Origin of the sequence: Aurantiacibacter sediminis (genome assembly GCF_016019885.1) — a bacterium.
In the GTDB taxonomy this organism is placed as follows: Bacteria; Pseudomonadota; Alphaproteobacteria; order Sphingomonadales; family Sphingomonadaceae; genus Alteraurantiacibacter; species Alteraurantiacibacter sediminis.
This window is the reverse complement of the sequence record NZ_JAEANY010000001.1, coordinates 895,362-914,927: the sequence shown is the minus strand read 5'-3', so window position 1 is coordinate 914,927 and position 19,566 is coordinate 895,362. Positions and strand designations below refer to the sequence as shown.

At 59.1% G+C, this 19,566-nt stretch carries 17 protein-coding genes and 1 riboswitch; of the genes, 8 read left to right on the top strand and 9 right to left on the bottom strand.

Going from position 1 to position 19,566, the window contains the following annotated elements; translation table 11 throughout:
- The first annotated feature begins 160 nt into the window (after positions 1-160).
- On the top strand, positions 161-1,924 hold the full coding sequence (locus I5L03_RS04660; protein ID WP_197920512.1) for a GmrSD restriction endonuclease domain-containing protein: 1,764 nt from the start codon (positions 161-163) through the stop codon (positions 1,922-1,924).
- A 6-nt stretch (positions 1,925-1,930) separates the two neighbouring features.
- Here the strand turns inward: I5L03_RS04660 and thiC are convergent, their stop codons facing one another.
- Together thiC and I5L03_RS04650 are read right to left on the bottom strand one after the other, a co-directional pair.
- Positions 1,931-3,811 carry a phosphomethylpyrimidine synthase ThiC gene (thiC, locus tag I5L03_RS04655; RefSeq protein WP_197920511.1) on the bottom strand — a complete coding sequence of 627 codons (1,881 nt, stop codon included), beginning with the start codon at positions 3,809-3,811 and terminating at the stop codon, positions 1,931-1,933.
- 31 nt (positions 3,812-3,842) lie between these two features.
- Positions 3,843-3,948: riboswitch (TPP riboswitch) on the bottom strand.
- 65 nt (positions 3,949-4,013) lie between these two features.
- A complete protein-coding gene (locus I5L03_RS04650) occupies positions 4,014-5,567 on the bottom strand; it encodes a L,D-transpeptidase family protein (protein ID WP_325100085.1) in 1,554 nt (517 codons plus the stop codon).
- Positions 5,568-5,772: 205 nt separating this feature from the next.
- Between I5L03_RS04650 and I5L03_RS04645 the strand changes: the two genes are divergently transcribed.
- Entirely contained in the window at positions 5,773-6,375 is a 603-nt protein-coding gene (locus I5L03_RS04645) for a D-Ala-D-Ala carboxypeptidase family metallohydrolase (protein WP_197920510.1), read from the top strand.
- 21 nt (positions 6,376-6,396) lie between these two features.
- On the opposite strand, the gene I5L03_RS04640 is transcribed toward I5L03_RS04645, so the two are convergent.
- Positions 6,397-6,882: a hypothetical protein gene (locus I5L03_RS04640; protein ID WP_197920509.1), complete on the bottom strand. Its 486-nt coding sequence runs from the start codon at positions 6,880-6,882 to the stop codon at positions 6,397-6,399.
- Positions 6,883-7,147: 265 nt separating this feature from the next.
- Between I5L03_RS04640 and I5L03_RS04635 the strand changes: the two genes are divergently transcribed.
- Complete coding sequence (locus I5L03_RS04635) at positions 7,148-9,139, top strand: hypothetical protein (RefSeq protein WP_234035018.1); 1,992 nt, start codon at positions 7,148-7,150, stop codon at positions 9,137-9,139.
- Here I5L03_RS04635 and I5L03_RS04630 read toward each other — a convergent pair.
- Complete coding sequence (locus tag I5L03_RS04630; RefSeq protein WP_197920508.1) at positions 9,136-9,732, bottom strand: DUF2585 family protein; 597 nt, start codon at positions 9,730-9,732, stop codon at positions 9,136-9,138. The two genes, I5L03_RS04635 and I5L03_RS04630, sit on opposite strands and share 4 nt — an antisense overlap.
- A gap of 185 nt (positions 9,733-9,917) precedes the next feature.
- Here I5L03_RS04630 and I5L03_RS04625 point away from each other — a divergent pair, with 185 nt between their 5' ends.
- The 3 genes from I5L03_RS04625 to I5L03_RS04615 are packed head-to-tail and all read left to right on the top strand — an operon-like array spanning position 9,918 to position 12,828.
- Complete coding sequence (locus I5L03_RS04625; RefSeq protein ID WP_197920507.1) at positions 9,918-11,516, top strand: AbgT family transporter; 1,599 nt, start codon at positions 9,918-9,920, stop codon at positions 11,514-11,516.
- 2 nt (positions 11,517-11,518) lie between these two features.
- The gene (locus I5L03_RS04620) at positions 11,519-12,193 is read left to right on the top strand and encodes a DUF6445 family protein (protein ID WP_197920506.1); all 675 of its coding nucleotides are present in this window, start codon (positions 11,519-11,521) and stop codon (positions 12,191-12,193) included.
- Between the two features lie 14 nt (positions 12,194-12,207).
- Positions 12,208-12,828 carry an SOS response-associated peptidase family protein gene (locus tag I5L03_RS04615; RefSeq protein WP_234035017.1) on the top strand — a complete coding sequence of 207 codons (621 nt, stop codon included), beginning with the start codon at positions 12,208-12,210 and terminating at the stop codon, positions 12,826-12,828.
- Positions 12,829-12,839: 11 nt separating this feature from the next.
- On the opposite strand, the gene I5L03_RS04610 is transcribed toward I5L03_RS04615, so the two are convergent.
- Positions 12,840-13,424 (bottom strand): hypothetical protein, encoded by a 585-nt coding sequence (locus tag I5L03_RS04610; RefSeq protein ID WP_197920505.1) that lies wholly within the window; start codon positions 13,422-13,424, stop codon positions 12,840-12,842.
- Between the two features lie 142 nt (positions 13,425-13,566).
- Between I5L03_RS04610 and I5L03_RS04605 the strand changes: the two genes are divergently transcribed.
- Positions 13,567-15,594: a S9 family peptidase gene (locus tag I5L03_RS04605; RefSeq protein WP_197920504.1), complete on the top strand. Its 2,028-nt coding sequence runs from the start codon at positions 13,567-13,569 to the stop codon at positions 15,592-15,594.
- Between the two features lie 61 nt (positions 15,595-15,655).
- Here I5L03_RS04605 and I5L03_RS04600 read toward each other — a convergent pair whose 3' ends face one another.
- The 3 genes from I5L03_RS04600 to I5L03_RS04590 all read right to left on the bottom strand — a co-directional run bounded on the left by I5L03_RS04600 (position 15,656) and on the right by I5L03_RS04590 (position 18,163).
- Entirely contained in the window at positions 15,656-16,396 is a 741-nt protein-coding gene (locus tag I5L03_RS04600) for a hypothetical protein (RefSeq protein WP_197920503.1), read from the bottom strand.
- A gap of 459 nt (positions 16,397-16,855) precedes the next feature.
- Positions 16,856-17,488 (bottom strand): sulfotransferase family 2 domain-containing protein, encoded by a 633-nt coding sequence (locus I5L03_RS04595; RefSeq protein ID WP_197920502.1) that lies wholly within the window; start codon positions 17,486-17,488, stop codon positions 16,856-16,858.
- 9 nt (positions 17,489-17,497) lie between these two features.
- Complete coding sequence (locus tag I5L03_RS04590; RefSeq protein ID WP_197920501.1) at positions 17,498-18,163, bottom strand: aspartyl/asparaginyl beta-hydroxylase domain-containing protein; 666 nt, start codon at positions 18,161-18,163, stop codon at positions 17,498-17,500.
- A gap of 152 nt (positions 18,164-18,315) precedes the next feature.
- Between I5L03_RS04590 and I5L03_RS04585 the strand changes: the two genes are divergently transcribed.
- Positions 18,316-18,462: a hypothetical protein gene (locus I5L03_RS04585; RefSeq protein WP_197920500.1), complete on the top strand. Its 147-nt coding sequence runs from the start codon at positions 18,316-18,318 to the stop codon at positions 18,460-18,462.
- 131 nt (positions 18,463-18,593) lie between these two features.
- On the opposite strand, the gene I5L03_RS04580 is transcribed toward I5L03_RS04585, so the two are convergent.
- Entirely contained in the window at positions 18,594-19,490 is an 897-nt protein-coding gene (locus I5L03_RS04580) for a MipA/OmpV family protein (protein WP_197920499.1), read from the bottom strand.
- Positions 19,491-19,566 lie beyond the last annotated feature (76 nt).

The window sequence follows — 19,566 nt, the reverse complement described above, 5'->3', positions numbered from 1 at the left end:
ACGGGCGTTATAACCAACAATACCGGTAATGGAAGGGAATGGTCGAAAAACACTCTGCCCCCCATGTCTCAATCGCTATTTCCGTAACAACATCTCCGAGTGAGCTTGTTCCTTGCCTCTTTCTGACAAAGTCCTAAACAAACGTTTGGAGGAGACTTGAATGTCGGCAAGCGTAGATGGCTATCTTTCAATAGTTCGAAAAGCTCATGAGGGGAGACTAAAGCTTCCAGCGTTTCAGCGCGATTGGAAATGGAAACCAAGTCAAGTCATCCTGTTGCTTGACAGCCTGCGGCAAGGTTTTCCGATAGGCTCTTTGCTTTTCATTCAGGCGAATCCTAAAATCGATTTAGCGCCGAGAGCGTTTCGGGGTGCTTCAAATGAAGCCGAATCAGTCACCACGGAAGAATTGGTTCTAGACGGTCAGCAACGAATTACTGCAGGGCTCGAACTATTCTACGGAGATGGTGTCAATCACTATTTCATCGACCTCAAGCGGCTCGAAACGCTGGCTGAAGAAAGAATGGTAGACTTGGACGAGACAATATCGATTAGAAAATTTTTAAGCGATTTAGATGCGGAAGATGGCTATTGTAAGCGGCAGCCCAAATCATCCGACCCACGGTCGAAATTGATTAAGAGCGACCTACTGTGGACTGGTCTTTTGTTGGACGACGACGAACTTGAGCGTGCGATATCCCAGTATGCGAAGGCGAAGCCGGAGAAAACTGATTTCATCAGACACCTCATCGGTCGTAATTTCAGACCTAGGTCATCGACAAACATTCCGATTACAACAATCGACGGCGAGACCTCAATCGAAGCAATCAGCAGGATTTTCTCAACTCTAAACAGCACTGGTAAGATGCTGACCCCATTCGAGTTGGTCGTTTCGGTGTTATTCCCGAAAGGAATAAAGCTGAACGACGACGTCGAGACATTCCAAGAGTTGGAACCGTTTTACCACAAAATTGATCCGACTGGCGATATCCTGCTTCAAACTATTGCCATATTCGATGGTAAGGACACTAAAAAATCGAAGCTTCCGAAGACCATTACGAAGGATAACTATGAGCGGTTCGCTGGCAAGGGCGTAGAACGCCTTGCTGCATCAGCGAAGTTTATAAGTGACCGCGTAGGTTTGGGATTAGACGCTTCAAACGAGTTGCTCGTTTACCCAGTCATCTTTTCGCCATTTGCGTTTGTCTGGGATGAATTGCAAAATCGCCAGATGTCCGCTGGCGAGCGTGCTTCCGCCGAGCAGAAATTAGCAAAATGGTTCGTTGCCGCCGTGTTGAGTCGACGATACCAGCAGAGCACCCACGACAAGCAAGCCAGAGATAAGACCGAAATCATTCGTTGGATCGAGAATGATGATCTGCCTGAATGGTTGACGGAGACCTTCGTCACTCGCTTAAGACCTGCAACTCCAGACGGAGCGGTTGGCAAATTGTTGAGGGCCGTCACTAACTCTCGTGGTTTGAGAGATCCGCTCACAATGGCACCGGTAGGTGTCGGAGCCGAGAAAAAACCATCAGCGAAGCATCACATTTTTCCCACGAGATGGGTGCATCATTTGTCGGGCTGGGTCGAAAAGGAAGACAGCGCTAATCGCGCTCTCAACATTATGTATATCGAGCCTTCCACCAATGGAAGCTGGATGAATTGCGATCCCCGAGACCAGGTCAATCAAGTCATTGAAAAACGTGGTTCTGTGGAGGCTGCAAAAGAGGTGTATAGAGCCCACGGGATTACTGGGGCTGCCTTCGATATCCTTCGAAAACCAGAGAAAAGCAGACAGGACTTTTACGACTTTATAGCAGAACGTGAGGCGTTCTTCGCTGGCTTTTTCTCTAGCAACTATGGCATCAATAGACCTGCAGATGTAGCTGACGAAGACGATATGGAAGACGATGACGAGCGGTAGCGCAACTCACCCCTCCGGCACATACAAGTCCCCGCCATCGCGGTATTTCGCGCTCATCTCCTCCATCCCCTTCAGCGCGGCTTCCTTGCTTGCCGCGGCGGCGTCGGTGCCGGCATGGGCGGAGGCGAGGAAGCTGTCGGCGCTTTGGTTCTGCTTGCTCGCGAAATCGCGCACTTCCTGGCTGATCTTCATCGAGCAGAATTTCGGACCGCACATCGAGCAGAAGTGGGCGGTTTTCGCGCCTTCTGCGGGGAGGGTCTGGTCGTGATAGTCCTCTGCCGTATCGGGATCGAGTGACAGGTTGAATTGGTCGCGCCAGCGGAATTCGAAGCGCGCCTTGCTCAGCGCATCGTCGCGAACCTGTGCGGCGGGGTGGCCCTTGGCGAGGTCTGCCGCGTGGGCGGCGAGTTTGTAGGTCACCACGCCCACTTTCACATCGTCCCGGTCGGGCAGGCCGAGGTGTTCCTTGGGCGTCACGTAGCAAAGCATTGCCGTGCCGTACCAGCCGATCTGCGCCGCGCCGATGCCGCTGGTGATGTGGTCGTACCCCGGCGCAATATCGGTGACGAGCGGCCCCAATGTGTAGAACGGCGCTTCGCCGCACACTTCGAGCTGCTTTTCCATGTTCTCCTTGATCTTGTGCATGGGCACGTGGCCCGGCCCTTCGATCATCACCTGCACGTCTTCCTTCCACGCGCGGTGGGTGAGCTCGCCCAGCGTATAGAGTTCGGCAAATTGCGCTTCGTCATTGGCATCGGCGATACTGCCGGGGCGCAGGCCGTCGCCCAGCGAGTAGGCGATGTCGTATGCCTTCATGATCTCGGTGATCTCGTCGAACTTCTCGTACAGGAAGCTCTCCTTGTGATGCGCGAGGCACCATTTCGCCATGATCGATCCGCCGCGGCTGACGATGCCGGTAACGCGCTTGGCGGCCATCGGCACGTAAGGCAGGCGCACGCCGGCGTGGATGGTGAAATAGTCGACGCCCTGTTCGGCCTGCTCGATAAGCGTGTCGCGGAAGATGTCCCAAGTGAGGTCTTCGGCGACGCCGCCGACTTTCTCCAGCGCCTGGTAGATCGGCACGGTGCCGATGGGGACGGGCGAGTTGCGGATGATCCATTCGCGCGTGTCGTGAATGTTGCGGCCGGTGGAGAGGTCCATGACAGTGTCCGCGCCCCAGCGGATCGACCAGACCATCTTGTCGACCTCTGCAGCCACATCCGATGCCACGGCGGAGTTGCCGATATTGGCGTTGATCTTGACGAGGAAGTTGCGCCCGATCGCCATCGGCTCGCATTCGGGGTGGTTGACGTTGGAGGGAATGATGGCCCTTCCCCGCGCCACTTCATCGCGCACGAATTCGGGCGTCACGTAATCGGGAATGGCAGCCCCCCAGCTCTCGCCGCGATCGTGCTTGGCTTCTTTCAGCTTTGCGCGGCCCAGGTTCTCGCGCTCGGCGACATATTCCATTTCCGGCGTGATGATGCCTTGGCGGGCATAGTGCATCTGCGAAAGGTTTTTGCCCGGCTTGGCACGGTAGACTGTCTTGGAGACATTGGGGAAAGCGGGCACGCCGCCGGAGCGGTCCGGGCCAAGCTGGCCATTATCTTCCGGCTTGATTTCGCGCGCATCGTATTCCTCGATATCGCCGCGCTCCAGCTGCCATTCCCGGCGTAGCTGGGCCAGGCCGGCGCGGATGTCGATTGTCGCATCGGGATCGGTGTAGGGGCCGGAGGTGTCGTAAACCCGCACCGGCGGTTCGCCAGCACTCGGCTCGAGATCGATCTCGCGCATGGCGACCTTGCGGTCTCCGACATAGATCTTGCGCGATCCGCGGATCGGGCCGGTGGTGACGCCGATGTCGAATTTGCTGTTGATGTCGGCCATGTGCTCTCTCCTCAAGGCGGAGAGCAGGCTTCGGTTGCCGTCAGCCCACTCCCTCCGCCGATGCTAATCGGTTCAGGTTCAACGGGTCGACGGACTTGAACCGCCCTCTCAGCCTCATGGCTCCCCGGGGATGAACGCACGTTACGCGCTGGCGCGCTGGCGGTCCAGCCCCAATGGGATGCGGACCGCCTGCTGAGCGCTGTTAAGGGCCGATATCGCTGATTTCGGTGCGCACGCGCGCCACTTGGCGCGGTTCGTAGCCGAGCGCTTCGGCCACCGCCTCGTCCCAGCCATAGGGATCCATGCGGAAGCGGATGTTGCCCGACCGATCTGCGAAAGCGGTATGGTAGACCAGCCGGACGGGGAGATTGTCGTCGAACTCTACGAAGGTCTCCTCTCCGCTGCCGCGGGCCTGCTGGTATTCAGAGGATACCTGCTGGTCACGCGCCAACATCTGCGCGAATTCGAGCGCGTCATTCACGCGGACGCAGCCATGGCTGAAATGACGCTGGTTGCGCTCGAACAATTGCATGGCGGCGGTATCGTGCAGGTAGATTGCCTGATCGTTCTGCATGTCGAATTTGACTTCGCCCAGCGCGTTTTCCGGCCCCGGAAGCTGGACGATATATCCATCGCGCCGCACCATATTGTTGCGGTCCAGATAGCCGGGACCTTTCGAAGCGAGCTCCTCGCGCTCGATGGATTTGGGGACAGTCCAGGTGGGATTGGCGACGAGCCTGAACATGGCGGAGCGCAATTGCGGCGTCTCCCAATCGGGCTGGCCGACAACCACACGGCGGGAATCGCGAAGCTCCCCGTCGCGCATATATTTGAGAGTGGCGTCGGCAATGTTCACCTCCACGCGCGTCGATGGAAGCTCGCGCGCATACCAGCGGCGCCGCTCCATATTGACGGCGAGAAGGCGCGCGCGTTCTTCCGCGCCGGTATTGAGGATTTCCAAAGTGTCGGGGCCGATGATGCCATCATCCTTAACCCCGAAATCGCGCTGCATCTCGGCGACTGCCGACGCGATCCGTTCGGAATACAAATCGGGATTCTCACGCTCGCTATCCTGTAAATATCCGTTGTCCTGCAGCTTCGCGACGATCTGGCCGACACGCGGATCCGTGTCGCCCTGCTCGATAGCATCGCCGCTTTCGATGGAGCTGTCCTGTCCGGATGCTGCCCGCTCGGCGAACCGCATATACGCTTCCGACAGAGCCTGATATTCAGCATCGGACGGTGCGAGAGCTTCCAGCCATTCCCCGGCACTGTTTTCGGACGCGGCCTGCGAAAGACCGGCGACGATGTCGACCTCCGGTCGCTCCAGAGTATAGACTTCGAAAAGCTCGGCAGGATCGGCCCTGCCATCGGCCAGCACATCGGCAAGATCGAGCGCGGCTGTCGTGAGAGCGAGTTCGCGGGCGGTCGGCTCACTAGCCTCATCTATCGCGGTGACGAATTCGCGCGGATCGAGGCCGTGCTGGCCAGCACCACGCAGGCTCTCGACCAAACTTCCGACATTGTCCGGCGTCCATGCAGGTTGCCAATCACGATTTTCGTAGAAAGTGCGGACACGCTCCTCGCTTACCGCGTCCTGCAGGGCAGAGGCACTGACCTGATCCGGTTCGACCAGATAACTTGCCTCAGCCGAGGCCTCGGTCTCGCTGCCCGACGTCGCAGCATCCGGTTCGCTTCCGCATGCGGTCAGCAGCGCGAGCGCGGCTGCAGAAGCGAGAAATCCATATTTCTTCACAACAATTCACCTGTTTACATAGACATATCTCATCCAATGCTTGCGAGGCGGGAACGGTCCCGATTTCCTGCTTTGCCGCAGTCGTGCCGCTCCCATTTTCGGAACTTGGCGCTCCGAAATGCTTAGTTTTAGTATGAGAATGCGCACGACAGCATCGAAGCGAAAACGATCTCAGACCGCCAGCACCAAACCGCTTTGCGGTCTCTTGGCAGGCCTCTGCCTACTCGCCATTGGAAGCCCGGCAGCCCAAGCGCAATCGGTTGCGCCAGGCCAGGCAAAGGCGGATTATCTGGCGTGGCTCGCGCAATCTCCGGAAAACCGCGAAGATGTGCGCGCTTTCCGGACCTTCCTGATCGATCGCGAGGTCAAGGACATCCTGCCGACTTGGCAGCTGGTTCGCACTTCATCGTCCTGGCGCGAATGCAGTGCAGAACGCTTCGAAGTCGCGCCGGTCAAGCAATGGGCGAATATCGTGGACACGCTCGCCTTCGTGAAGCGCGAAGTGCAGCCCGCAATCGGCGAAGTCGAGGCCCTGTCGGCCTATCGCAACGAAGATCTGAACACGTGCTCTGGCGGCAGGCCCGCCTCTGCGCACCGCATGTTTTTCGCCATGGATCTGAAACCGGTGGATGACGTGGATCGCAGCGAATTGATCGCGAAACTGTGCGCCGCCCATTCTGCAAGCGGGGCGGAATACAGCACGGGATTGGGATTTTATAGCGGAGTGCGCTTCCATGTGGACAGTAGCGGTTTTCGCAAATGGGGATCCGATGGGCGGGGCTCCTCTTCGCCTTGCAACCGTATCTGAATTTATCGCGCCGCTAAGCGCTTACCTGCAAAGGGGATCGCCCACCAGATCGCGCGCCGACTGCGCATCTTCCCGCGTATCGCCTGTCTTCGTAAAACGCGCTGCTGCCAGCGAGCCTTCGGGACTGCAATAATAGGCGCAGCTTTCCGTCACTTCGGCAGAGAAAACCATATCCGTTCCCTCGATCTGCGCCGTAAATTCGCAATCCTCATCCCCGGTCATGCTGAAGCGTAAGGTGCCCTGTGACAGCGAAACGTCGCCCGCCCCACCGCAAGCGGCGTTGTCGGTACTTTTTGTGACAAGGGCGAAGCGAAAACCTTGCGCGCTATCGCCGGTCACGCAGAAACGGCCCTCGCCACCTTGCGATGAAGACACTTCATAAAGGCCGATGGGCGTGCTCATGTTCGGCGGCGCATCGTCCTGTGTTCCGCCATCGTCCTGATCTGCGCAGGCGGTGAGCACGGCGAATGGAGACAGAAGGATACAGCGGATGGCTAATTTGATCATGCCTGTTTTCAATGGCCGATGGCATATTTTGTGCCCTGGCAGCAAATCGTGCCAGCAAAGAAACGTCATCATGATGAGGCCGACCCGCCATCGATTTTATACTCGAGAGAGCAAATACAATTTGCGACAATTTTGTCGTGACCCGGGATAATTGTGCGACAAATGCTGCCTAGCCCCTCCGCTTCTGATTTTCGAGCGAGAGGATTGGCGGATGAGACATGGTGTGGGTTTGCGGCGGGTCTCCGTGGGTGCGCTCGCTTTGGCTTTGGCTGCGTGCGGGGGCGGTGACGATGGCGGCGGGCGGATCGCGATTACACCCTCCCCCACGCCGACGCCCACCTCTGTAGCAACTGCCGCGCTGTCTTATGCCGCGACATTCCCCGCAATGCCTGTCGAGACGCCCGATATCGGTCGGCTGACCGGGGAGACCGACCTGACTTTCGGCTCCGGCCTGCCGAATAACGATCTCGCCTATACCATGATCGACACCGATTTCATCGATGGCGAGACGACGGGCTACGATACCTTCCTGCCCGTCGATCCCAGTGCACCGGTGCCGGGTGCGGACCGGATCAAGATCATTCGCGGCACGGGCAATGTCGATCTGGACCTCGTCTACTCCGCGCAGGAAGGCGACCGCTTCATCCTCGGCACGGCAGAGATCGCAACTCCCTTCTTCGCGCGCGGCGCGGACGGGCTGGATAATGATTACGCCGTCATCCAGAATTTCGATTACGATGCGGGCCACATCCAGCTGCGCGGATCGGCAAGCGATTATGAGCTGGTGTTTTGCGATGCGTCGGATGGCTGCGACACCGATGGCTATTACCTGTTCGACAGCCGCGCGAGCGAGCTGGACCTGATCGCTTTCATCTTCCCGTGCGACTTCGTCCCCCTGCCTGTCAGCGGCAATCCGCCGAACAATCCCGAGGCGCTGTGCAATGCGAGCAAGGAACTCTCGCTCGAAAACACCAATCAGTTCCGCTTCGCCAGCCCCGTTTCCACGACCGTCGCCGTGCCGCAGGCGCTGATCCAATTCGGCAGTGCGGGTAAGGAAATCGTCGGCGGCCAAGCAGTTGACGCTGCTGGCAATATCTACGTGTTGGGGCAGAGCGACGGCAGCCTCACAGGCGGCCCGCCGGCGGACAATCGCATTTTTGTCGCGCAAATCCGGACAGATGGCTCGCGAGGCTGGACCTATGAAACCGAGCTGCCGGATGGAGCCCTGCCTTTCGACGCCGTGGCCGATAGCGAATATCTCTATGTGGCGGGGCGCACCTTCGGGGCCTTGCCCGGATTTACCTCCGGCGGCGCGTGGGATGGGATCATCCTCAAATTGCGCCTGTCCGATGGCGCGCTGATTGCCACAAACCAGTTCGGCAATCGCGGGCTGGATGGCTATGGCAACATCATTTTCGACAATGCAGGCAATCTGTTCGTCTCGGGCCAAGGGAGCCCGGCAAGCGCCATGGGCACCGATCCGCAGCATCTCGTCGCCAAGCACCGCTCAAGCGACCTCGCCAATATCTGGCGCGTTCTAATCGAGCCGCCTGCTACCGGCGTGCTGGTTTCCGAAGCCTGGGGCGGGTTGGACTTTCGTTCAGCAGCCGGAGGCGCAGCGGGAGAAGGCACGCTCACCTCGGCGGGCTGGTTCTTCGGCAATGGCTCGGGCGGTGCGGGCGCTTGGGTGGAGCGTTATACCGGCCTCACGGCTGCCATGCCCTCCCGAACGCGCGGCACGGTGCTGACCAGCGCGGGGACAGAGCCGGACTGGGTGCTCGACAACGTCACCGATGCGGCAGGCAATGTCTATGTAGCGGGCTTTACCGCGGGCAATCTCGAAGGCGGGCACCGGGGCAATGGCGATGCCTTCATTGCCAAATACGATCGCGATCTGAACCTTCTGGCGGTCAACCAGATCGGCAGCGCGCAGGCCGATGCCTTTCGCAAGCTCTCCATCGCACATGATGGCACTCTGGTGGCAATCGGGCACAGCTATGGCGACCTTGCCGGGACCAATGCCGATGGCAACCGCCAGACAGGCGATGTAATCGTCTATCGCTTCGATGCCGATCTCAACGTGCTGGCCAGCCGCCAGTTCGGCTCGCCCCATGAAGAGCGCGGCTATCTTTCGATCCTTGGCAACACCGTGGTGGTGGCGGGCATGACCGAAGCTGCACTAGGTGGGCCGAGCGCGGGATCGTTCGATGCATTCGTCGTGCGGCTGCGGCTGAACGACCTTGCCTTTATCGACTAGCGCACACCGCCAGCTGCCTGCCATTCGGCAATCGCGTCTATCGGAAAAAGAAGCATGATGACGTTGAGCGTCAGATTGTCGCGCACGACCAGTGCCGCGGCAATCTCACCGATCAACACAAGCGCGACGGTCACTTTTACTGGCAGCCTCAGCGCGAGGTAGAAGCCGAAGCTCATCCAGCTGATATCGGCGGCGGAGTTGAGCACGCTATCGCCCGAATAGCCGAAATTGGCGGTCACATCGCGGAAGCGGTTGATCACCATTTGCGTGTTCTCCAGCACTTCCCACGCCGCCTCCAGCAGCACGGCAAGCGGCAAGCCCCAACGCGCGGCGTTCTCACCGCCCATCACGCGCCGCACGAACAGCCACCAGCCAAGCGCGTAGAAGATCATCCCGTGGATGATGTGGCTTGGCGTGTACCAGTCGGTGATGTGCTGGCTGTTCCCCGCATCGTTGATCTGCCCGTGCCACAGCTTCACATAGCCGCATTCGCAAATCGGTGGGCGATCCATCGCCAGCAGGATAAGCACAGTGACGATGGTGATGCCGAGCGAGACGAGGATTGTGCGCCGGTTCGGAACGAGTTTGCCCATCCACAGATCGTGCCGCCCCGCCGATGCATTGGCAAGCAGGCTGTCTCTCGACCGCCCGTCTTCGCAGGAGCTCAGCTATCGTTCGGAGCAGGTTCAGGCCGCGACGGGTTGAGTAACCCCTCTTGCGCCGCCTGACAGGACCGCTAGGCAAGCGCGCTTAAAGTTTCACTGCACGGATCGCCCGCATGACCGAATTTCCCACCCCGACTGACGAATACAATGAAGGCAAGCGCAATGCCTTCACCCGCTTCCTCGACGGGGTGGAATGGCTCGGGAATTTGCTCCCGCATCCGGTAACGCTGTTTGCCTTGCTCGCCTTTGGCATCGTGTTGCTGTCCGGCCTGTTCGGCTATCTCGGCGTGGCGGTGGTCGATCCGCGGCCTGCGGGCGCGCCGGGCGTCGCAGAGGATGGCATGATCCGTGCAGTCAGCCTGCTCGATGGCGACGGGGTGCGGCGCATTTTCACAGGTCTGGTGGATAATTTCACCGGCTTCGCCCCGCTGGGCGTAGTGCTGGTCGCCATGCTTGGCGTGGGTGTCGCGGAGAAATCGGGCCTTTTGAGCGCTGCCGTGCGCAGCCTTGTGATGGGTGCGCCGCCCAAGCTGGTCACGGTCGCGATCGTCTTCGCAGGGATCATCTCCAACACCGCATCCGAAGTCGGCTATGTCGTGCTCATCCCGCTTGGTGGTGCAATCTATTATGCGCTCGGGCGGCATCCGCTCGCAGGCATGGCAGCAGCGTTTGCAGGCGTTTCGGGCGGCTATTCGGCAAACTTGCTGATCGGCACGATCGACCCGCTGCTCGCCGGTATCACGCAGGAAGCAGCCCAGCTGATCGATCCGGATTACACCGTGTTGGCGACGGCTAACTGGTACTTCATGTTCGCGTCGACTTTCCTGGTCGCCATTATCGGTTCGCTGGTGAGCATCTACATCGTCGAGCCGAAGCTGGGCCCCTACGATGCGAGCAAGGCCGATCCGACAATCCTAGACGATGGCATGATGAAACCGCTCGACGATAATGAGCGCAAGGGCCTGCGCTGGGCCGGCATTGCGCTTCTCGGCGTGCTGGCTCTGATGGCACTTACGCTCGTTCCCGACTGGGGCATCTTGCGCAATGCCGAGGATGGCGACCGGATGGATTCGCCTTTCTTTGACGGTTTCGTCGTGTGGATCCTCATCTTCTTCGTCACCATCGGCTATGCCTATGGCCGCGCGACCGGGACGATGAAAACAGACCGCGATGTGATCGATGCAATGGCCGCCGCGCTCGGCTCGCTCGGCCTTTACATCGTGCTGGTGTTTTTCGCCGCGCAGTTCGTGGCCTTCTTCGGGTGGACCAATCTAGGCGCAATCACGGCGGTGACGGGCGCGAATTTCTTGGTCGAGACCGGAATGACCGGCCCGACCGTGTTCTTCCTCTTCATCCTGCTGTGCGCGGTGATCAACCTTTCGCTGGGCAGTGCATCGGCGCAATGGGCGGTGACAGCGCCGATCTTCGTGCCGATGCTGATGCTGATCGGCTATTCGCCCGAAGCCATTCAGGCGGCCTACCGGATCGGTGACAGCACGACCAATATCATTACCCCGATGATGAGCTATTTCGGGCTGATCCTCGCTTGGGCGACGCGATATCAAAAGGATCTGGGCGTCGGCACGCTAATCGCGATGATGCTGCCCTATACGATGTTCTTCATCTTCTTCTGGTCGATCTTCTTCTACCTGTGGACCTTCGTGTTCGGCATTCCGGTTGGCCCGGGCTCGCCGACCTATTACACACCTTAAGCATGCAACCACAGGTCACCGTCCACCGCTTCGGCAATGAGCAGGAACCCATCGTACAAATCGACGGGTTCAGCGGTATGCCGGATGAACTTCTGGAGCGCGGACGGGCGGCGACCTATCAGGATGCAGGAGCCATGTATCCGGGGCTGCGCAGCTGGTGCGAACCCGATTACCTCGACCGCAACCGCGCGCTGATGTTTCAGGCGCTGCAGCAGGTTTTCGGCTTCCGGCAGGGCGTTAGCCTCGATGTCAGCACCTTTTCGCTAGTTACGACGCCGCCCGGCGATCTCGCCCCGATCCAGCGCATCCCGCATTACGATCACGGCGAGGGGAATATCGTCGCCATCATGCATTACCTGCTCGGCCCTGAAACGGGCGGCACGGCCTTTTACCGGCACAAACGCACCGGCTTCGAGACCATCAATGCAGAGCGCGAAGCTGCGTACAACGCCGGACTGGAAGCGGATGAGGCCGAATTCGGCCTGCCGCCCGAGGAATATTACTATGGCGATACCGATCGCTACGAGCTGATTGGCGAAGTCGAAGCCCGACCTGACCGGCTGATCCTCTATCGCGGACGCGTGCTGCATTCGGGCGTGATCCCTCAGCCAGACAAGCTGACCACCGATCCCGCAACCGGGCGGCTAACGATCAACATGTTCCTCACTGGGCGCTAGGCCAGCCCGCGCCCATGACGATGCTTTACCGCCTCGATGCCGATGCGGCGGCGATTGGCGACGCTTTAGGTCTGGACGCTGGCGATGACCCCTGGAGCGGTGGCCACGTGGCCCCGGCTAGCTTCGCGCCCATAGTAACAGCCGGTCGCGAGTTCATTGCGGGACCTGCCAAAGGACGGCAGCCATGGCGCATGGTGCCCCGGCTGTGGGGCGTCCCTCCTCCGCCGAGCGCGCATGAAGCAGCGCGCCCCGTGCTGAGTGTTCGCAATCGCGAAAGTCCGTTCTGGATCGGGAACCTCCGCAATCCGGAATTCCGCTGCCTCGTGCCCGCCACCGCCTTCATGGAATGGGGGCGCGTCGGTCCGAATAGCAAGCGCCGCCAGCACTGGTTCGCCTGCGCCGACCAACCGGTTTTCGCCATGGCGGCGGTATGGAAAGACAGCGAAGTGCCCGGCTTCGCGCTGATGAGCGCTGCTCCAAACGCAGTCCTCAAACAGGCCGGCCGCGATGCAATGCCCGCCATACTTCCACCTGATCGGGGCGCCTGGGAGACTTGGCTGCGAGCCGGATGGGACAAAGCGGAAAGACTTCTCCAGCCTTATTCCAGCTCGCTGATGCGCCAAATCGACCGCTGACTTGCCACTCCTTACTCAGCGTCAGGCCTCTTCACGAAAAAAAGCGCAATCGCGAGCAGCGCTGCGGCTGCCGTGCCCGCGCCGCCGGCGGGGAAAGTCAGATCGGTCGCCGGGAAAATCGCTGCCGCATTGATCGCGACAGCGATGAGGCCTGCGAGACCGGCCAGCGCCCCGATGGCTTTAGCGAACCTGCCGCTCACCCACAGCACGCCTGCCGCGCCGATGGCGGCAATTCCCAGCGCAATTTTCGCTGCGAAATAAAGCAGGAAGGCCATGGACAGCACCGCGCCGAAAACGGGAGCGAGCGCTTCTCCGCCTTCCATCAGCGGCCCGAACATGACGAGGCCCATGCCCGCCTGGATGGTGTTGAAAATCCCGCTCACGGCAATGCCGGCCCCGATGATCGGACGCGCTAGAAGCAGCGCCAGCCCGGCGATGGCGGTGAGCGCAAAGGTAATCGTTTCGATCCCCCACAAAATATCGCGCGGAGGTGTGCCACCGCCATTGCTGATCGTGATGTAAGTGATTTGCGTGATCACGGTGACCAGCAGTGCGATTGCCGCAATACGTGCGGCGGAGGTGAAGGTGGATTGCATTATTCAATTCCCTGTTTGTGTGTTTGCGCCCTTCTTCGCACCCACCACTCGCCGGGTTACATGCTGGATCGCATTTGATCTCCCGGCGTTGATCGCTATGTCTCGTTTCATCCGAAACTTACCCTTCGAGAGGAATACCCGCATGAATATGTTTCGCCCCGCACTGATGGCATCGGCGCTGGCGCTTCCCTTCACTCCCGCGCTGGCGCAGGATGTGATGACTCCGGAAGATGTCGCGCGTGTTGAAAGCACCGGCGTCGTGGCCGTTTCCGGTGACGGCACCAATATCGCTTACACCCGCGTGCATCGCCCCGACGTGACCCAGGGCGAGGCCAACGGCACCGCCGGCCAGCAGCTGATGCTGGCCAATGGCCCGATGATGGCGACGGCATATCTTCCCGAAGACATGCGCATTTCCGGCGTCGATTTTACGCCCGATGGCAGCATGATCACTTTCCTGTGGACCGATAATGGCGGTGACCGCGCCGTTTATGGCGTGCCGGTTGGCGGAGGCGCCTATCGCATGCTCGCCACGGTCGAGGATGCGCCTGTCTTCTCCTATGACTTCAGCCCGGACGGCAGCCAGATCTACATGCTGGTCGGCGCGGCGCCCGATGAACAGCGCGCGGAAGAACGCAGCGCCGGCTTTGATGCGCAGATCTATGAAGAAGAGCTGAGCTTCAACCGCATGTTCGTCGCCAATGTCGGCATGGAAGTGGACGAGAATCCGCGCGAAATCACCGTGCCGGGTTATGTCGACAGCTTCGAGATTTCGCCCGATGGATCATGGGCGATGATCACCAGCGCGCCGACGCCGCTGATCGACGACAGCTATACCTCGAAGCGTCCGCACATCCTCAACCTTGCGACCGGCGCGATCACCACGGTGGAAACGCCGGGCAAAGTTGGCGATATCGAGATTTCGCCTGACAGCACGCAGCTTTCGATGATCGCCGGCGTTGCGGACAACGATCCGGCGGACACCACGCTGCACCTCGTCGATGCATCGACAGGCGAATATCGCGCGCTCAACGCTGGCGCTGCCGAAGCGGCCGTGGATGCGGAGTGGATGGCCGATGGCCGCCTCGCCACGATCATTCACACCGGCGTGCAGAGCAGCCTGCGCTTCTACAGCGACGATGGCGACATGATGGAGGAAGTCGATACCGACGGCCTCATCCTCACCAGCATCGAACAGGGCGGCAATTTGCTCGCAGTCGAAGCAAACGCCCCCGAGCATCCGAACGAGCTGTTCATGTTCGATGGCAATGGCTTCCAGCGCTGGACCAACCACAATCCGTGGCTCGCCAACATCGCGTTCGGTGAGCAGCGCGCATACACTTTCACCGCGCGTGACGGGCAGGAAATCGAAGGCGTGCTCGTCCTTCCCGTTGGCGGCGTGCCGGAAGGCGGCGCTCCGCTCATCCTCGACGTGCATGGCGGCCCGGAAGCGCATGACAGCAATGGCTGGACGACGAACTATTCCGGCCCCGGCCATGTCGCAGCCGGCCAGGGCTATGCCGTGTTCCAGCCGAACTATCGCGGTTCGACGGGCTATGGCGTGGACTTCGCGCTGCAGCACCAGGGCAATTACACCGATCCTGAATTCGTCGATTTGGTCGATGCCAAGAACGCACTTGTTGCAGAAGGCATTGCCGATGCAGACCGTGTCGGTGTCACGGGCGGCTCTTATGGCGGCTATGCCACCGCGTGGAGCAGCACTTACTTCTCGGAAGAGTTTGCTGCTGGCGTCATGTTCGTCGGTATCTCCAACCAGATCAGCAAGGTCGGCACGGGCGACATCCCGTTCGAAATGTATAATGCGCATGCGCAGGAATGGCCGTGGGACGATTGGCAGGGATGGCTGGAAATCAGCCCGATCTACTATGCCGACCGCGCCGATACGCCGCTGTTGATCATGCATGGCGATGCCGACCCGCGTGTCCACCCGGCGCAGAGCCTTGAGCTCTATCGCAACATCACGATCCGCCGCCCGGATACGCCGTTGCGTCTCGTATTCTATCCGGACGAAGGCCACGGCAATGCCCGAGCTGCTGCGCAGTATGATTACAATGTGCGCATGATGGAGTGGTTCGACACCTATCTCATGACGGGTGACCGCGATGCTGAAATGCCGGCCCCGCGCCCGGATCTCGGTCTCGAAGACTAAGCCAGCGCTGCTTGCGCTACGGAAGGGGGAGCTGCCGCAAGGTGGCTCCTCTTTCTTTTGCCTAGACCGGATCGAGCGTGAATTCCGCTTCGAGCAAATACCATTCGGACCGGGACTCAAATCCCGAATCCGAGAGGACGATGAGCCACAATTCGCCGGATTCGTTGCTGCTCACCACTGGGGAAGAGGCAGGAGTGGTGCCGATCAGTTCGGATGCGTAAGTGCCGCCCACACAGGTAGGGGCGCCGGGCACAGCGAGATCGCCGATCACCACTGCTTCGCTGCCGCCGACATCTTGATCGCCCTTGTCGACATTCAGGATTGTCCCGGCTTGCGGCATTTCATCCGACGCACCCGCCTTGACCGTCACCCCTTCGCCAGGGGAGCCGCCTATGCCGACGCATCCGGGCGGAACGTCAGACGCCATCAGCAAAGTCACATCCACGCGGTAATCCTGCGAGGGGGCAAGTCCCTCCACCTTGCGCCATGCATACATGGTCAAGCTGTCCGTGAAGTTTGAACCCGCCAAAAGCAGTCCGCGTTCATTGGGTAGATTGGGGGGCAGGTTCTCGACGCCCGAGATGAAATTGGTATCGGCCCGGTTGCCATACTCCGCGATATCGCGCGTCCAATCTTCGCCCGTCACACCGAAATCGACATTGAAGGTCACCGCGACGGGCGTCGAAGTGGATGTGGGCGAAGGGCTTGCCCCGGACCCCGGAAAAGGCGAGCCGTCCGAACCGCATGCGGCAATCAGACCGAGGACCGAGGCGGCGAGAAAAGCGTTTTTGAGTCGCGTCATAAAGCGACAAGATGCTTATCCCGGAGCGTAAGTCCATGGAAAATAGTTTGCTTTCCCACGAATCCTGGGGATGCGGCTACCGATCGGTGCGAATAAAGCGCGCTTCGCCTGCAAGGGTTAGAATAATGTCTTCGCATTCCTACAGCGCTTCGCCAGGAGCTTCGGAGTGGCCGCATCAGCTCATATTTCTGCAAGCCAATATACTGAATTTCCCCGCTATTTGAATTGGCGGCGCAGATCCGCATTCATATGCGCCGACTCCAAAGATTTTTGGGTGAGTGATTAGACTTGGGCGGAGTGATTGGAGGAATAAGGTATGAAGGTTAAATCGAAGAAGACATGGCAAACGCCTGAACTCGGCATCTGAGATGACAAGCGCACTGTGCAGGATGTTAAAGTGGGGACGACGGGTCCGGTACTCGATGGAGCATATGCGAGCTCGTAACTTATGGCGGCACTCTATTTGCTAGATCCGCAAAAGCCGAAATTCGCAATATCGTCGGCGTAAACCGCTGCGACTTTTCCTGTCAATTCCTCGTCGTAATATTCGGCGGCATCGCGGCGCGCGGATGTATTGATCCGCTCCAGCGATACTGGTCGAGCGGCGGCGCGTGCCCTTACCGCATCGATTTCGTTCTGCAGACTTTCGTAACGCGCTACATGGCTGACAATTTGCTCACCATCTTCAGCGAACACATATTCCGATTGCGGCCTGCTCCAGGCATCGTGCTGCTTGCTGATCCGATCCAACACGCGGTGCATATGGTCGCGCGGATCGGCTTCGAATTTGCCGCTCTTGCGCGACATGAAGGCGCAGAGTGAGACAAAACGGTCAAACGGATCCCGCACCACCGCAAAGCTGAAGAAACCGTCGAACATTTTTGGGCCTAGCGCCACGCGCAGCTCTGCAGCCGTCAAATGCCCGTGCCCGAATTGCGCGATGGAAGGCAGTGGAGCCTGCTTTTCGTCGAACAGCCGGCATTGTTCCCAATCCTTGTCCCCCATCAGCGGCCGCAAAGCATGACGCACAGCGTGGCTGCCTGTCTTTGGGATGGCGACGAACAGCAATTTGTGGTCAAAGGACAGCAGCATTGGTGAGCGTCACCCAGCCTGTGGCGCCGCATCGAAATGCTCGAAAATGAAATGGATGCGATCGCTTTTCCCAGTATTGCGCGCGCCATGCTTGACGATATTGTTGAGCTCATAGGCGCGCCCGACTTCAAGATGGCGTTCTTCGCCATCGACCACCATGATCGCTCCAGGATTGGTCACCAGCGGGACATGGACCTTGTGGCTCAAGAGGTTCGATCCGGCGCCATCGCGATGGCTGCCAATCTCACCCCCTGCCGCGAGCCGTGCGAACATGGCTTTGGAGAAGGCGGGTTTGCGATGGCTGTAATGCGTCACGACCTGCTCCATGATCGGTAGCAACAGGTTTTTCCAGAATAGCCAGCCGGAATTGTCATGCACGATACGCGGATCGCGATTTCCGTCTGTGAAACGCAAGACAATGTGCCGCGTACTGCCAAAGACCTTGAAGGAATTTTCCTTCAAGCGATCCTCATGGTCCCAAACGGTATCGGGGATTTGCGCGATTCGCTCGATTACAGGCGCGATATCGACAGGACCAAGATGGCGGAACGTCGCGGGCAATTGCACTTGCGGCAGCGGAGGAAGTCCGGTTAGCGTCGTCATGAAATATTCCTGCCTCAGATCATCCGGCCTTGGCAACATCGGGTCGGAGAGGAAAGCTGGATAATAACTCAATTACGCTGTCTGTCTGAAAGCCTGGTTCAGCAATCTAACGATTTTTTGCCGGACGACTTGTGATGCCATCAGGCTCGTGTCAAAGGCCCAATGTGAATTTCTGCGTTTGACAGCGATAAGTTGCCAAAGGTCGTTCCAACTAGGAGATGCTTATGAACAAAGAACCGAAGGAATTCTCGCGCGGAAGGGGAAAGGCATGGGTGCAGCCGGAACTCATCGTAGTCGAGGAAAAGAGAGGAGCGTCGGACATCGCCGTGTCTTTCGGCCCGGCAAGCGATGGCACTTATTCAACTTCTTAAGCGAAATTTTCAACGGGATTTACCGGACTAAGCGAACGATTTTCGGGAGCCGTGTGACAGGTAAGTCATTATTCATGCACACGGAAAGGAGCAACCGCACGTTTGCCCCTCCTTGTGCGTCAACAATCCCATTACAATCCAAACGTATATGTCAGCCCGATCGCGCCGAGAAATTGGTCTCTGGAGCCGCGAATGCTGGTGAAGGGGGTATCGGCTGCGTCGCCGAGCAAGCGTGAGTAGCCGCCCAGCAAAACCACGCCGAGACCGCCATTGGTCACATCGCCATCCAGATCGATGGCAACAAATGTGGCAGCGCCAATCGACTTGAAACCGCTTCCACTGGCCTGGAAAGCAGGCAGAGCGTCCGGTTGCGGACCTATGAAATTCAGCGGGTCTACGGTGAAGTAATAATCGCGATAATTCTCGTCAGTCCACTCTGCATTGACCGTCAGGCTGGCAAGGACCGCGCGGCTGAGGGGCGTCGTGTAGGAAACCGAAGGCGTGACAACCGTTCCTTCATGCGCGCCTGCCACGTCGAACATGACATCCAAGCTGGCAGAGATATTGTCGAAGGGATTGAGCAGCCCGCGATAGTTGACGCCGACCGAAGGGCCGACTTCGATCGCCGTATCGAGCTCGCCATACTGGATGACCACCTCATCTTCGATTTGGCTCGTGCGATCTGCACGAATGCGCGCGGCAACGCCGAGATCAAAGCCGATGCCGGAACGCGGATCTTCGATGAAGTCTACGGTCACACCGCCGGCGCGCGGATTAACATCTATCCCGCCGACTGAGCCGACGATGGCCGGGAGGACGGAAATCACATAATCGTCAGAACCCTGATAGGACGGCGTGTAAGCTGCCCCCGCGCCCAGCGTAAGGAAATCGCCTGCGAGCACGGAGTCTGCAGGAATGCCCGGATCAGCGGGCGGTCCGGCCTCTACCTCGACATCCTGCGCTGCAACAGGAGCTGCGGCAAGCAGCAGGGCACCAGCCAGAGTGCGGCAGACAAAAGCTTTCTTCATGTGATTTTTCCCTCAATATCCGGCCATGAACGGGTGAAATGCCGTTCGGGTTCCAGCACGTGTCGTCACGGTCTCT

Excerpts from the sequence above, each read along its gene's own strand:
- I5L03_RS04660 (WP_197920512.1), top strand. The coding sequence starts at position 161 with ATGTCGGCAAGCGTAGATGGCTATCTTTCAATAGTTCGAAAAGCTCAT.
- thiC (WP_197920511.1), bottom strand. The coding sequence starts at position 3,811 with ATGGCCGACATCAACAGCAAATTCGACATCGGCGTCACCACCGGCCCG.
- I5L03_RS04640 (WP_197920509.1), bottom strand. The coding sequence starts at position 6,882 with ATGATCAAATTAGCCATCCGCTGTATCCTTCTGTCTCCATTCGCCGTG.
- I5L03_RS04630 (WP_197920508.1), bottom strand. The coding sequence starts at position 9,732 with ATGGGCAAACTCGTTCCGAACCGGCGCACAATCCTCGTCTCGCTCGGC.
- I5L03_RS04625 (WP_197920507.1), top strand. The coding sequence starts at position 9,918 with ATGACCGAATTTCCCACCCCGACTGACGAATACAATGAAGGCAAGCGC.
- I5L03_RS04620 (WP_197920506.1), top strand. The coding sequence starts at position 11,519 with ATGCAACCACAGGTCACCGTCCACCGCTTCGGCAATGAGCAGGAACCC.
- I5L03_RS04615 (WP_234035017.1), top strand. The coding sequence starts at position 12,208 with ATGACGATGCTTTACCGCCTCGATGCCGATGCGGCGGCGATTGGCGAC.
- I5L03_RS04610 (WP_197920505.1), bottom strand. The coding sequence starts at position 13,424 with ATGCAATCCACCTTCACCTCCGCCGCACGTATTGCGGCAATCGCACTG.
- I5L03_RS04605 (WP_197920504.1), top strand. The coding sequence starts at position 13,567 with ATGAATATGTTTCGCCCCGCACTGATGGCATCGGCGCTGGCGCTTCCC.
- I5L03_RS04600 (WP_197920503.1), bottom strand. The coding sequence starts at position 16,396 with ATGACGCGACTCAAAAACGCTTTTCTCGCCGCCTCGGTCCTCGGTCTG.
- I5L03_RS04595 (WP_197920502.1), bottom strand. The coding sequence starts at position 17,488 with ATGCTGCTGTCCTTTGACCACAAATTGCTGTTCGTCGCCATCCCAAAG.
- I5L03_RS04585 (WP_197920500.1), top strand. The coding sequence starts at position 18,316 with ATGAACAAAGAACCGAAGGAATTCTCGCGCGGAAGGGGAAAGGCATGG.
- I5L03_RS04580 (WP_197920499.1), bottom strand. The coding sequence starts at position 19,490 with ATGAAGAAAGCTTTTGTCTGCCGCACTCTGGCTGGTGCCCTGCTGCTT.